The organism is Puniceibacterium antarcticum (assembly GCF_002760615.1).
Lineage (GTDB): Bacteria > Pseudomonadota > Alphaproteobacteria > Rhodobacterales > Rhodobacteraceae > Puniceibacterium > Puniceibacterium antarcticum.
This window is the reverse complement of the sequence record NZ_AWWI01000084.1, coordinates 20864-33622: the sequence shown is the minus strand read 5'-3', so window position 1 is coordinate 33622 and position 12759 is coordinate 20864. Positions and strand designations below refer to the sequence as shown.

Below are 12759 nucleotides of genomic sequence, written 5' to 3'. Positions count from 1 at the left end.
TCGTGACGCTCTTTTGCGACACGCTCGAAGAACTGCAAACCCTCAGCGCCGAGATCGTGAACGCCGCCGCAACCGAAGGCGTGAAGATGATTGGCGAGCGGGTCGCGGCCAAGGCGCATTACCTCAGCCAGCACCCCGGCAACCAACCAAAGCGCGTCCGCGCCAGCGCCGTCACCAACCGCAACTTCGCGGATTTTGCGGCCTTCCACCGGACACAGCTCGGCAAACCTGCAGCACTTACCCCCTGGGGCCGGGTCGTCACATATTTGCCCACGCCGGAGCAGAGCGCCTACGGGTTTTCCTATCACGAGCAGGGATCGCCCGACAAAGAACCGACCAGCGGCCATACCCTGATCATGGGACGGCCCGGGTCGGGCAAATCGGTGCTGTCGGCCTTTCTGATGACGCAAGCCCGTCGCGCAGGGGCGCGGATCTTCGTCTTCGATTACCGTCTTGGTATGGAGATGGCGGTCCGCGCCAATGGCGGGCGCTACGCCTCCCTGAACGCCGGTCAGCCCACGGGCCTCAACCCACTCTGGACCGAGACTGACGCGCGGGGTACCGCATGGCTTTCGGATTGGCTCGCCACACTGCTCTACCGCGCCGACAAGCCCCTGACCCCGGCACAGACCAACCGCATCCAGGAAGTCGTGCGCCAGAATGCCCAGGCCACCAATCCGGCCCTGCGGAACTGGCGGGATTTCGCGTCGCTTTTTGTGTCCACCGATGATGGCGGCGATCTGCACCAGCGCCTGCTCGAATGGACCGAGGACGGCCGCTATGGCTGGATCTTCGGGCAGAGCCTTGAGGACACGTTCTCGCTCAAAGGCGATGTGGTGGGTTTCGATCTGACCGGCATTCTCGACAGCGAGGCCGACAAGGAACGGATGGCGGTCCTCTCCTATCTTTTCCGCCGGGTCGAGCGCGAGATCGAGGATCGCCGCCCGACCATCATCGTGATCGACGAGGCCTGGAAGGCCCTCGACAACACGTATTTCGCCGAACGGCTGTCGAACTGGCTGGTGACCGCGCGCAAGCAGAACACCGTCGCGGTGATGATGACGCAATACGCAAGCCAGCTCGAGCGCACCCGGACCGGCAAGACCATCATCGAGGCGGTGCCGACGCAGATCCTGCTCCCCAATATCCGCGCGCAGCCTGCGGACTACTCCATGCTGAACCTCACGGAGAAGGAGCTCGACGTCCTTCTCAACACGGGCAGCAACAGCCGCCTCGCACTGATCCGCGACGATCAGGGCTCAATCGTCGTCGATGCCGATCTGAGCGCCCTTGGGCCCAATCTCACGATCCTTGGCGGCATGGAAAAGGGCGAAGCGCTTGTCGGCGCCGATTACCGCGACCGCCCCGACTTCTGGAGGCTTTCATGATCCGTATTCTTATCGCTTTGGCTGCGCTCGGCGCGCTGGCCTCCTGCACCCAGTATCGGGAGCCGCAGGCCAATTGCTTTTCCTTTCTCGCCTCGACGGCAGCGACAGCCCAGGATTGCCACTTCACGCCCCTTGGCACCCCGGAGGGCGACATTGAAGTCTAACCTGCCTCAAATCCTCGCGTTTTGCCTGCTGCCCGGTCTCAGCTTCGCCCAAGGCGTGCCGACCAATGACAGTGGGCTGACCGCGCGTGACATCGTCGAGACCGGCGATCGCGAGGCAGACTTAGCTGTTCAGGGCGACAAGCTTGCAGTGCGCGAACTCATCGCCGAGATCGAACGGGAGCAGCTGGAAACCCTCCGACGCATCCTCGATGCCCAGACCAGCTTCGGCGGTCAGGGCCTGCCCGCCATGGTCTCGGGGCTGGAAAGCGGCAGCGGGGATCCCGACCGCGCCGTGGAAGCCGTCTATGGCACGGGCGAGATCGACCCCAATCCCGGCGGTGCGCAGATGTTCGGGGATGCGTCTGAGAACATCGAGCAGCTCATCATCCGGGTCGCCCAGGAGACCAGCGGCTTTGCGGGTGTTGGCCGCGCAGGGCTCTCGCCCGTCCAGTGGCGCGCGTTGCTGCAAGCGCTGATCTGGCAGGAAAGCCGGTTTACGATTGGGGCACGGTCTCCCGTCGGCGCTTATGGTCTCACCCAGATCATGCCTGGCACCGCCAGCGATCTCGGCATCAACCCGGAATATTACGACAGCCCCTATCTGCAGGTGCATGGTGGCGCGCGCTATCTCGCGACCCAGCTCAACACATTCGATGGCAACATCATCAACGCCCTCGCGGCCTATAACGCCGGACCCGGCCGGGTCTTCGAGTATGGCGGGGTCCCACCCTTCCGCGAGACCCAGCACTACGTCCAGGTTATCCCGGAGCGCTACAATCTCTATCTGAGCCGTATCGGCGGGATCGATGCGCTTGGCACGATCGATCCGGCGCTTCTCGCCAATGCCAACCTCTCGCTCACGGGTCATGGGGCGGCCTTTTATGGCAGCAACTCACCAGCCACGATCAGGCAAGCCGCTTTGCGTATTGCGGATATCGTCGAACGGATTTCCGAGACCGAGGATGTGCAGGAGAGCGTTGCGCTCAACACTTATGCCCGCGCCGAACTCGTGCGTCTCGTGGCCGCCCGCATCCGGCTTCAGGCGGCACGCACCCGCGTCCTTTCTGCCGAGGAGCTGGCCCAGGCCAGCGCCCGCATGGCCGAAGGCGCGTTCATGGATTTTACGATCAGGGAGATTGAATGATGGGACATCTGCTCTTGAGGACAGCTTTGGCCACGACACTTGGCGTTGGCTTGCAGTTCAGCGCCCTACCCCCTGCCGCAGCACAAGGTGTACCCGTCGTCGACACCCAGAATATCGCGCAAAACATCCAGCAGCTCCGGCAGATGATCGAAGACGAGATCCTGCAGAACGAGCAGCTGACGCAGCTCCGCGAACAGCTCGGCCTTCTCACGGACCAACTCGCGGAGCTGCAACGAACCTACGAGGCCCTCACCCGCCTTGCCGAGCTTCCAGAAATCATCCGGACGGAAATGGAAGATGAATTGAACGGTCTGCTCGACCAGGAGTTCGGGGACATCCTCGCCACGATTGAGGCGATCAAGACTGGGGATTTCTCGGGCCTCTCGGGCTCCGGCGCGGGGGAGATCGAAACCCAGATGGACCGGGTGCTGGCCGATCTCGGCTTCGATGAAGACACGCTCTCGGAAATGGCCACCAGCGGCAATCCCGGGGCCAACCGTGTGGCCACGCAGGCAACAACCGGCGCGCTCGTCTCAGCCGCCGCCCAGAACAGCTATGAAGATGCCGGCCAATCGCTCGAGCGGGTCGACCGCCTTGTCGCGCTCATCGACGACATGGAAGAGCTCAAGCAAAGCGTCGATCTCAACACGCGCGTGACAGCTGAATTGGCCATCGCCCTCGTGGCGATGTGGCAGCTGGAAGCGATTCAAACCGTGGGCGATGGCACCGGCGGCGTGATCGATGCCGCCACCATCGCCGAAGAGCAGCGCTTCATGGATTTCACCTTGCCGGACCTGCGGGCCGAGTAATCGCGGGGGCATGAATGGTGGCGACTGAACAAGAAATCATCGAGGAAGAACTGGTCTACGGTGCCCTGCGCCGCGAACGGCTCTGGCAACGCCTTGGCCTGATGGGCCTTGTCTTCGGCATCATCGGTTGTCTGAGTGCCGCGGCTGTCTCGATCCTCGATGTCGACCCGCCCCCCGTCGTTGTCCCCTATGATCCCGCCACCGGCTTTGCACTCCCCGAAGCCTCGGTGGGCGCTTCCTCGGTGACTGCCAACCAGGCGATCATCGAGGCGGAGGTCTTCCGCTACGTGACCGACCGCGAGGTCTACAACCAGCTCGACAACGATCTGCGCATCCGCAGCGTCCTGCGCCGCTCGGACGGGGCCGCCGAGAGCGGGCTGCGCCAGATCTGGAACAGCGCAAATGAGAACTATCCACCGACCGTCTATGGCCCCAATGCCAGGCTCGACGTGGAAATCCTCAGCATCAACCGGATCGGAACCAACCGCGCCACCGTGCGCCTGCGCAAGCGTCTGACATCGTTGGGCGGCACCCAGACCGGGCTCTTCACCGCCACGCTTCTCTTCGAGTTCCGTCCCGAGACCCGCCGGTCCATCGATGAGGTCTGGACCAACCCCTTCGGCTTCACCGTGCTCGAATATTCCATCCGCTCCGACAGATTGGAGAACTGACCGTGCTTGTGTTCAGACTGCTTGTACTCGGGATTGCCCTGCTGCCCAGCCTTGCCTTTGCCGAAGCGATCCCGCGCGGTGGCCCAAATGACAATCGCGTGCGGCTGGCAACATATCAAGAAGGTCAGGTCTACCTCATCAGCGTCTCGCTCACCCATGTCACCACCATCGAGTTTGGCGAGGGTGAAAGCATCCGCTCGATCATCGCGGGCGACACGGAAGGGTTTGAGATCGATGGCGTGCCGGGCGGCCAGGCCTTCGCGATCAAGCCTGTCGCGCGCGGCGTCCATACCAATGTGACGGTCTACACCAACCGGCGCAGCTACTATTTCAACGTCCAGGAGGTTCGCAGCCCGACCTTCTACGTGGTGCAGTTCCGCTATCCGGACGAAGATGCGCGCCCTACACGGGCCATCGCGGCCCAAGCGCCGAACTACAATTACGGTGCCAGCGCGCGGACCGAGTTCACGCCAACCCGCATCTGGGATGATGGGACCTTCACGTATTTCGCGTTTCCGAGAAACGCACCTGTGCCAGCGATCTTCCGCTACGCGGGCGGCCGTGAACGCACGGTCAACACGCAAACCCCTGAAGACGGCGTGATCCGCGTCAGCGGCGTGAACCGCCAATGGATCCTGCGACTTGGCGAAGAGGTGGTCTGCATCGAGGCGATCCCGCCCGCGGAGGCCACCTCATGAGCGATACCGAGAACACCGAGCTGGAAAGGCGCCTCGCCGCCCTGGAGAAAGGCAGTGCCCGCGCCCCCACGGCGGCGCAGCGCCGGTCGCCCCTTCTCGCGCTGATCGTGATCCTCGTCATCGGCGCGGGTGGTGCCCTGCTTTATCTCCTCTCACAGCCCGACGAAGAGGAAGCCTTACCGACGGCCACCCCGGACGTCTTCCAAAACGAAGGGGACGGCTTTGGCGCTATCGAGACCTTGCCCCCGCCCGAGCCCGAGGTTGTGTTCGTCGGACCAGACCCCGTCGAGCCCAACGCGGAGCTTCTGGCGCAGATCACCGCCCTGCAGGCCCAGATCGAGGAGTTGCGCAACGCCCCTGAACCAGTTGTCGAGGAAGACACCGCCGCCGCAGAGGCAATTGACGCGCTGACTGCTCAGATCGCGGCGCTACAAGCCGCCTCGGAAGCAGCACAGCAACGATTTCAGGCCGAACTGACGGCGCGGGATCGAAGTCTTGAACAACTCCGCATGGATCTGGAATTGGCCCAACTCGAGGCCAGCCGACCGCAACCCGCCCCAGCGGGCCCCACGGAAGATGAGCTGCGCGCACGCGAGCAAGAGCGACTGCGCCGCGAGGAAGAAGCCCGGCGCATGGCCGAGCTGGAGCGCCGCGCCGCGGAGGAACGCGCCTTCCAGGAGCGGCGCATCGCCTCGCCCACCATCGCGTTTGGCGGCACGTCCGGAGCGAATGAAACGGCTCTGACCGAACGCACTTTTGGCGAGGTGACGGATTTCGTGCTGAACGGTGCGCTGCCCTCCACCGTGACGCAGGCCGAGGTGATCGCCAATCCTTCCAACACCATCATCCAGGGCACCATGATCCAGGCCGTCATGGAAACCGCCCTTGACAGCTCCCTGCCCGGCCAGACCCGTGCCGTGGTGTCCGAGGATGTCTACAGCGTCGATGGCGCGCGCCTCTTGATCCCCCGCGGATCCCGTCTCGTCGGGCGCTACCGCGCTGGCGTCGATATCGCGCAGCGCCGCGTCACGATCGCCTGGGACCGGATCATCCTGCCCGCGGGCCAGACCGTCCAGATCAGCTCATTCGGGGGCGATGAACTGGGACGTTCCGGTGTCACGGGTTTCGTGGACACGCGCTTTGCCGAGCGTTTCGGGTCTGCCGCCCTGATCTCGCTGATTTCCGCGGCACCCAGTGCCGCCGCCTCCGAGGTCCAGGATGAGACTGCCGCCGACGTTCTCGAAGACGTAGGCGATGATCTGGCAGATGCGACGGACAGCGTCATCGGCGATTACCTCTCTATCGGCCCCGTCATCTATGTCGACCAGGGCGCCCGCGTCACGGTCATGGTCGACCGCGATCTGGAGATATTCTGAGCCCATGTCGCTGAGCTATCTCGAAACCTCGCTCGACCGGATCGACGCCGCCGCCCGCGACGATGTCATCGAGATCTGCATCAACCCCGACGGGACCTGCTGGGGAGAATTCCAGGGCGATCACTTCATGCGCGCGCTGGATCAAAGGCTGACGGGCGTTCAGGTCAGGGACCTCGGCAACCAGATCGCCTCCTCTGCCAATACCACGATGAGCAAGGACCGCCCCATGGTCTCGGTATCGATCACCTACAAGGGTCGCCCGATCCGCGCACAGGTCATCACCCCGCCCGCCGTGCTCTCGGCCATGTCGATCAGCTTGCGGTTCTTCTCGAGCCTGCCGCTCGAGGGCATTGCGCTCGATTTTCTTTATGGCAAAGAACGCAAGCTCGAAGACCTGCGCGTCGAAAAAAAGCGCGCCTTGCGCGCAGTGGTGGCCGCGGGTTTGATCGATGATGCGCTCGCCTTCTGCGTCGAGAACAAACTCAACATGATCGTCTCGGGTGGCACCTCCACTGGCAAGACCGTCGCCGCGCGCAAGATCCTATCTCACGTGCCATCCGAGGAACGCATCGTGACCATCGAAGAAGCCGCCGAGCTGCTGCCGACCCAGCCAAATGCAGTGACCCTCATCGCCAATCGCGACGCGGAATTCCAGACCGCCGATGTGCTTCTCACCGCCACGCTGCGCATGCGCCCCGACCGGATCATCCTGGGCGAAGTGCGCGGCAAGGAGGCCATGACCTTTCTGGAAGCCATCAACACCGGCCACGGCGGGTCCATGACCACGCTGCATGCCGAAACCCCGCAATTGGCCGTGCAGCGGCTTGCGATCGCAGCACTGAAGACCGAGATCCCGATGACCTATGCCGACATGATCCAATACATCGAGAATTCGATCGATGTGATCATCCAGGCAGGCCGGCATGACGGCAAACGCGGCATCACGGAATTCTACCTCCCCGGCGCTAATGAGATTGGAACTTCCCTATGAAGACCTTTGAATACGTTATCCTGTCCTTTCCCATGACCCGCAAAAGCAGCCTTGCCGACATGCAAGCCAGCCTGAATGCCAAAGGTGCGGAAGGCTGGGAGGTGGTGTCGATCAGCTCCTCGGAATTCGCCAATGTGGGACACACGGTCTTCCTGAAGCGTGAGACCACAGCCGCTGGAGTCACGGCATGAGAGTGACGCGGTTTCGCCTCATCCTGGCTGCGCTCGCCCTCGGCCTCAGCCTGACGTTCACCCCCGCGTTCGCCGAGCGCGACCTAGTCCCTACCTTGGAGCGCCGCTTCGATGTCTGTCCGGACCGCCCCACTGAACTCAGCTGGATGCAAGAAATCCCCCTGCGCCAAGCCTATCAGCGCGTGCTGGTCCAAGACATCTACCGTGCCCAAAACCTTGAGCGCATCGTCGAGACTGGCAGCTGCGATTGCGAGATCCGGTTCCCGTCCTGGGACGATGCCGAGGCGATGTTTCGCGAGGTCCACGCGAGTGACGAACGATGGGAGATGCTGCAGGCCTCGGACGCCTACAACCGCCGCGCCAACGCCGCCCGCCCTGCCGCCAAGGCCATCTGCGAAGCCGCGGGCAATTGGTAAGGCTGATCCCCGATGAGCGTCGTCACCTATTTCGTTGAAACCTCCCAATCCTATCTCGATACCGCTGCCGAAACCCAGTTTGGTGCGGTTGCGGCAACAGTCGGCACGCTCCTGGTTTTGGGGACAACGCTGGTGGTGATTCTCGTCGGCATCAACATGATCTATCAATATCGGGCCATGGATGGGCACACGGCCTTCTGGCTCGCGGTCAAGATCGGGCTCATCGGGATATTCGCGACCAATTGGATGCAGTTCAACGCGTTCTCGTCTGCCATTCTCTATGGGATCGACAGTATCGCGGGCGCGCTGGTGGCCTCGGTCGGCGGCGGCAGTCCGGGACCCTCTGGAACTTTCGCCGAAGAATTCGACCGGCTGATCGCGGAGCTGGGCGACTATCTGAACGCTGCCGGGTCCGAGCTGAACTGGATGGCTGGCGCCATGCTCGACATCGTCGGTGTGCTTCTGCTCTCGATCCTCGGCGGACTGGCCGCCTTCATCCTCGTGGCCTCCCGATTGATGATCGCGCTTCTGATCGGGATCGCCCCGGTGATGATTTTCCTGACCCTCTTCGAGGTCACCAAGGATTATTTCGCGCGCTGGTTATCCGCGCTTATCTCATTTGCGATCTACCCTATCGTGGTCGCAGGGGTCTTCGCGACCATCACCGGGGTGGCCTCGGCTCTCATAGGCGAGTTGGGTGATCCGGAAGGGGCTTCCAACATCGGCGCGCTCATACCCTTCTTTATGATGGTGCTCATGGCCAAAGGGTTCATAATCGCAACACCCTTCATCGTCCGCGCGATTTCCGGCAACATCATGATGCCCGCCCTCTCCGGTGGCCTCGGCGGCGGCTACAGCTTTGCCCGCGCAGCGATGGGCAGCCAGCAAGCCTACAACCGCTATCTGATCGGCGGTGCGAGCGGCACAGAATACGCAGCCCTCAGGGCGCGGCAGTTCTTTGGCGTGCAGCAGATGCCTGCAAGGCAAGGCATGGGGCAGAAGGGTTCCGGAGGAAGCACAGGATCCGCAGACTCGGGATCAAAAATGCTGGCGCAGCTTGCGAGACTGGCACGACTTGGTCGACGGTGACAGACCAAAGCGACCATCCATTCGGCACCGAGGTCGCCGCGTTGCGACTCGTCGAAGCTGTCATTTGGTAGGTACGCTAGCTTGCAGCAAAATGTCTAGAAAACATCGTCAACAGCCCTGATCGTTGAAGCGGTTTTGCCAAAGAAAGCATCAACGTCGCTCAACCGAAATCTAGCGTCTTATTGTCCTCAGTGTAGTGGGGGCCAATTACGTAATCGTCCAACTCAAGCTCTGGATTCATCATTGAAGTCGTAAATATGACCTGGTTGGGTAATGGGGTTTCCGTCGTGAGCTTTACAATGAGCTCCTGAAAACGGTGGCTCCGTGATGGCGTCATACCCTTGTCTTCAATGTTGTCAAAAAGGGCGAACCTCGGGTGGAAGAAGTCTTTGTCCGCGCATGCCGCAAGGTGGAGACCAAGAATGGCTGCGTTCTTTAGGAAGACGTTGCTGCTTTCCGAGAAATTCGCCAAACCGTCCAGCAAGATCGCATCATCTTCAAAACTTAGGTCGACATGGTCTGCGACCTTAAACTCTTCCTGCGCGCCACTGTCATCCATGCGAAGAATGGCTGCAGCCTTGGAGGATACAAGGCGCAAAGCGCTGCTTCGACGCCTTGTTGCGGCTTTCTGCAACGCCGTTCTTTGATCTTTTGCGCGGGTAAGGTCTGCATTGAGGCGTTCCTTTTCTGCTGAAAGTTCGTCTAGCTCCGTCGCTCTCTGAATACTACGCCGTAGCTGTTCGAGCTCCTTATCAATCCGGCCAATCGCACTGTACCGTTCTGCCAAGAATGCTTCGCGGGGCGAATTGCTCATCTCGAACTTCAACGCGAATTCCGCTGTGAGCTGCTCATAATTTCCCTGCAACTTGCCATAGTGCCGTTTCGCGTCGCTGAAGCCTTGAAGCTCTTGTGCCAAAAGTTGGCGCGATTCTTTGATCTGAAGCTCAATATCAACACGGATGTAGTTGTAGCGGCTAGCTGACACCTCCTGGTCAATCTCTTGCCCGCACAAATGGCAGGTGTCGTCATCCACTTTACTCGAAAGGGTTTGTAGGCACGAAGGACAATGCGAGAATTCAATACTGCCAAGCACCTGCGCGGTTCGCTCCGCACTTTCAAGTATCAAGAGTGATTGGGTGAGATGATCAATAAACCTTTTCAACTCCATCTGTTCAAGCTTGCTGCTCTCCACCTTGCGCGATGTGGTAGCTAAGCTTTGGCGGAGTGCTTGAAGTTTTGCTATGGCCTGTTTTCTGTCTTTGAAGAAACTCGCATTCTGGTCGCTGCTCACCGCGTCATCAACGCCTTCAATTTCTGCGGTAAGCTTGCGTTTCTTATTCTCTAGCCCGTCAATTTCGCTCTCGATCGCCGAAACGGTAACGCCGATCTGATCGGGGAAGGAATTCAGCAATGCAGACCATTTGCTATCAACCGCAGCGAACTTACTCTCGAGTTCCCGAATTGAAAGCTCAACTTCAAACAGGCCAAAGCCTCGGATGCCACAGATGAGGTCTCCTACCGCCGTTCTGATCGTCGCCTTGTCGAAGCTCTCAAAGCGAAACAATCGGGGCGCGGGCGTTCGTTGATCAGAATACAACAAACGCATAAGTTGGTGGCTTGTGATGTTTGAAGCGCCATCGCTTTGCGCTTCCGGCAAAAGCATAGATCGGAACAGAACTTCCGTGAAGCTCAAGTTGCTTTGGCCGCGATAGATCGGGTACTTCTCCCAACCTTCGATACCGTGCTCACCGCCAGCTTCAATGTCTCCGAAGTACACCCAGACTGGAGGCCGCCCTTCGACCTTTTCGCGCCTTAATGACAGCTTTCCACGCGGTGTCGATATCTGAGCTTGAACTTCTTCGACACGTGCTGTCGCCGGCTTCCATTCCTTAAACTCACCTCCAAGGATAAAGAAAATGAAGTCAGCAATGGTGGATTTACCAACACTATTCTCTCCTCGGATAATATTGACCCCGGCGTGAAATTCTTGGTCGTAAACGGGTTTGCCGCGCGCCATTACGCGAAGCCTGTCCAACCTTAAAAAACTATGGTCAAAGTCAGTCATAGTAACGCAGCCCTGTTCTACTTCTTAGGTCCGAGTTTGACGCAAATTCATCTGTCGCCATTAGGCTGACCATGAAATCAAGAGCGATTGTTTCGGTTTCGCCTTGGTGAACATTTGACAAATCACTCGCAGTCCGTCGGCCAATATTTGTCAAGGCAACAGCGCCAACATCATAACTTTCCTTACTCAAGATTTCCTTTGCGACGAGAGAGACAAGCGCGCGTTTTTGTATGGGGGTCATCGAGTGAAAAAGCAAAGTCGCGGGGGGAAAAACAACAAACTCATCCTTCTTTTTAGGAAGGCCCAGCTCGCCATATCTATTGCGATACGTATTTGTCATCTTGATGTCGCCGATCAAAGCAGGTGTAGCCACAAAATAGTCTAATACAAATAACCGCTCGATTGAGAGCGCGTCACCTTGCCAGCCATCAAGAATTCTAAGGAACCTTCGTGCTGCTGAGGCAACATCCAATTGAGGATACCAAAGACGGGACTTCATCGTTCAGTATCCCAACGTATGTGGCACTGCTCTGTGAGGAAATAGATGGCGCTTTGGATGTTGGTAGCACCAAAAGTCGTAGCTCCGATCTTTTTGTTGGCGAGAGGTTCGATGACTTTTTCCTGAACCGCATTGTCGATTTCTTCTTCTGTCGCCCCTTTGCAGACCAATGGGAAGTAAACTTGCGCCTGAAAGCGCTGCTCAACTTCACTCAAAAGGAGATCGTAGTCAGAACGCGTGCCTGGCTGCAAACCAAGACTCATATACTTACGTGCAAAACTGTTCTGACGGCTGTTCGCATAGGTGTATCTGTTTTCGCGGTCCGCAGCGTTCATTTTTTCCCACAAATCTCTGCGGTCATAGTCTGCCTTTTCAGAATACCCTTCCGCAGCGATCTGGGTATCGTGATCGCTAAGTTCCGGTGTGTCCGCTGCTAACTTCTTGGCTTGTTCGATGTGTCTATTCACGCTGGTATAAATGGCGCTTTCCTTGGATTGAGGCTTGCAAATGTTGATGTGGTCAGCCTCAATGGGAATTGGATCGGTGCCGCTGATCCCGGGATTGGCGCAGTTCATGGGAACTACTTGAACGACACCAGAAAGTTTCTGTGACTCGTAATATGCAACGTTCTTTAGGTTTTCATTGCTTGCCACATATTTACCGTAGGTGTCTCGGATATACTCAAGCACAGTGGTCTCACCTGACAACGCAGTGATATGAGACGAAGACCAGCCAGGGAGTTCTTTCTTCACGACTTGCGGTAACGGGGGAGCTGAATGCGGTGTTGCCAAAAACATTACGCGCAACGTCCGAGCGGCAAGTGCGGCGGCTTGCTCGTCGCTTGAGCCATGGCAGTGGTTCAATAACAGTTTTGTTATGATCCCACCAAGGCTGTGCGTGACAAAGATTATGGGGCGTTTGCAAACGCCTTTTCCACATAGAATTTCTGTTGCCAGTTTGGCGAGCTCGAAGATATCGAGTTCTTTTTTGATCCATTTCTTAAATTTGCTGGCCGGATAACCGAACGTGCACACACGGACGTCAGGGTGATCTTCTGCCATCCAGTCTGGCCAGTAGCCCGCCTTCGATGTCCAGGTCTTTTTCGGGTCTCCGGTCAGCCCATGTACAAAAACCACATCGAGCAGTGCTTGTTCTGGGTTATGAACAATTGTGAACGAAACTTCTTCGGGCACTGGAACATCTATCTCGATTGTTTTCCTAACTCTCGCACAACATATAGTGGAGAGCTAGACCGTAA

Annotated in this window: 14 protein-coding genes; 11 read left to right on the top strand and 3 right to left on the bottom strand. The window is 58.9% G+C overall.

The features are described from left to right. The 11 genes from P775_RS12195 to P775_RS12150 all read left to right on the top strand — a co-directional run. Positions 1–1388, top strand: a 1388-nt coding sequence (locus P775_RS12195; protein WP_180287425.1) for a VirB4 family type IV secretion system protein, incomplete at its 5' end; no start/stop codon positions are given. Beyond that, positions 1385–1552 (top strand): hypothetical protein, encoded by a 168-nt coding sequence (locus P775_RS28060; protein ID WP_180287424.1) that lies wholly within the window; start codon positions 1385–1387, stop codon positions 1550–1552. The genes P775_RS12195 and P775_RS28060, both read left to right, overlap by 4 nt. Next, positions 1542–2696 carry a lytic transglycosylase domain-containing protein gene (locus tag P775_RS12190; RefSeq protein ID WP_425439905.1) on the top strand — a complete coding sequence of 385 codons (1155 nt, stop codon included), beginning with the start codon at positions 1542–1544 and terminating at the stop codon, positions 2694–2696. The genes P775_RS28060 and P775_RS12190 overlap by 11 nt, the downstream gene beginning before the upstream one ends. Continuing rightward, positions 2696–3505: a type IV secretion system protein gene (locus P775_RS12185; RefSeq protein ID WP_099911257.1), complete on the top strand. Its 810-nt coding sequence runs from the start codon at positions 2696–2698 to the stop codon at positions 3503–3505. The genes P775_RS12190 and P775_RS12185 overlap by 1 nt, the downstream gene beginning before the upstream one ends. Positions 3506–3519: 14 nt before the next feature. Then, positions 3520–4176 carry a VirB8 family type IV secretion system protein gene (locus tag P775_RS12180; RefSeq protein ID WP_099911254.1) on the top strand — a complete coding sequence of 219 codons (657 nt, stop codon included), beginning with the start codon at positions 3520–3522 and terminating at the stop codon, positions 4174–4176. 8 nt (positions 4177–4184) lie between these two features. Further along, positions 4185–4874 (top strand): TrbG/VirB9 family P-type conjugative transfer protein, encoded by a 690-nt coding sequence (locus P775_RS12175; protein WP_425439906.1) that lies wholly within the window; start codon positions 4185–4187, stop codon positions 4872–4874. Further along, positions 4871–6250, top strand: coding sequence for a TraB/TrbI/VirB10 family type IV secretion system protein (locus tag P775_RS12170; RefSeq protein ID WP_099911252.1), 1380 nt, complete (start codon positions 4871–4873; stop codon positions 6248–6250). Before P775_RS12175 ends, P775_RS12170 begins: the two co-directional genes overlap by 4 nt. Before the next feature lie 4 nt (positions 6251–6254). Further along, positions 6255–7241 (top strand): ATPase, T2SS/T4P/T4SS family, encoded by a 987-nt coding sequence (locus P775_RS12165; RefSeq protein ID WP_099911251.1) that lies wholly within the window; start codon positions 6255–6257, stop codon positions 7239–7241. Then, positions 7238–7432, top strand: a complete 195-nt coding sequence (locus P775_RS12160; RefSeq protein ID WP_099911250.1) for a DUF4177 domain-containing protein — start codon at positions 7238–7240, stop codon at positions 7430–7432. The genes P775_RS12165 and P775_RS12160 overlap by 4 nt, the downstream gene beginning before the upstream one ends. Beyond that, the gene (locus P775_RS12155; RefSeq protein WP_099911249.1) at positions 7429–7848 is read left to right on the top strand and encodes a hypothetical protein; all 420 of its coding nucleotides are present in this window, start codon (positions 7429–7431) and stop codon (positions 7846–7848) included. Before P775_RS12160 ends, P775_RS12155 begins: the two co-directional genes overlap by 4 nt. A gap of 12 nt (positions 7849–7860) precedes the next feature. Beyond that, on the top strand, positions 7861–8937 hold the full coding sequence (locus P775_RS12150) for a TrbL/VirB6 family protein (protein WP_099911248.1): 1077 nt from the start codon (positions 7861–7863) through the stop codon (positions 8935–8937). Between the two features lie 160 nt (positions 8938–9097). Here P775_RS12150 and P775_RS12145 read toward each other — a convergent pair whose 3' ends face one another. Genes P775_RS12145 through P775_RS12135 form a run of 3 tightly spaced genes read right to left on the bottom strand, consistent with a single transcriptional unit; the run spans position 9098 to position 12694 of the window. After that, complete coding sequence (locus P775_RS12145; protein ID WP_099911247.1) at positions 9098–11002, bottom strand: ATP-binding protein; 1905 nt, start codon at positions 11000–11002, stop codon at positions 9098–9100. Continuing rightward, positions 10995–11501 carry an ABC-three component system middle component 5 gene (locus tag P775_RS12140; protein WP_099911246.1) on the bottom strand — a complete coding sequence of 169 codons (507 nt, stop codon included), beginning with the start codon at positions 11499–11501 and terminating at the stop codon, positions 10995–10997. Before P775_RS12140 ends, P775_RS12145 begins: the two co-directional genes overlap by 8 nt. Continuing rightward, positions 11498–12694 carry an ABC-three component system protein gene (locus tag P775_RS12135; RefSeq protein WP_245875662.1) on the bottom strand — a complete coding sequence of 399 codons (1197 nt, stop codon included), beginning with the start codon at positions 12692–12694 and terminating at the stop codon, positions 11498–11500. The genes P775_RS12140 and P775_RS12135 overlap by 4 nt, the downstream gene beginning before the upstream one ends. Positions 12695–12759: the final 65 nt, after the last annotated feature.

Excerpts from the sequence above, each read along its gene's own strand:
- P775_RS12165 (WP_099911251.1), top strand. The coding sequence starts at position 6,255 with ATGTCGCTGAGCTATCTCGAAACCTCGCTCGACCGGATCGACGCCGCC.
- P775_RS12185 (WP_099911257.1), top strand. The coding sequence starts at position 2,696 with ATGGGACATCTGCTCTTGAGGACAGCTTTGGCCACGACACTTGGCGTT.
- P775_RS12150 (WP_099911248.1), top strand. The coding sequence starts at position 7,861 with ATGAGCGTCGTCACCTATTTCGTTGAAACCTCCCAATCCTATCTCGAT.
- P775_RS12155 (WP_099911249.1), top strand. The coding sequence starts at position 7,429 with ATGAGAGTGACGCGGTTTCGCCTCATCCTGGCTGCGCTCGCCCTCGGC.
- P775_RS12180 (WP_099911254.1), top strand. The coding sequence starts at position 3,520 with ATGGTGGCGACTGAACAAGAAATCATCGAGGAAGAACTGGTCTACGGT.
- P775_RS12145 (WP_099911247.1), bottom strand. The coding sequence starts at position 11,002 with ATGACTGACTTTGACCATAGTTTTTTAAGGTTGGACAGGCTTCGCGTA.
- P775_RS12170 (WP_099911252.1), top strand. The coding sequence starts at position 4,871 with ATGAGCGATACCGAGAACACCGAGCTGGAAAGGCGCCTCGCCGCCCTG.
- P775_RS12160 (WP_099911250.1), top strand. The coding sequence starts at position 7,238 with ATGAAGACCTTTGAATACGTTATCCTGTCCTTTCCCATGACCCGCAAA.
- P775_RS28060 (WP_180287424.1), top strand. The coding sequence starts at position 1,385 with ATGATCCGTATTCTTATCGCTTTGGCTGCGCTCGGCGCGCTGGCCTCC.
- P775_RS12140 (WP_099911246.1), bottom strand. The coding sequence starts at position 11,501 with ATGAAGTCCCGTCTTTGGTATCCTCAATTGGATGTTGCCTCAGCAGCA.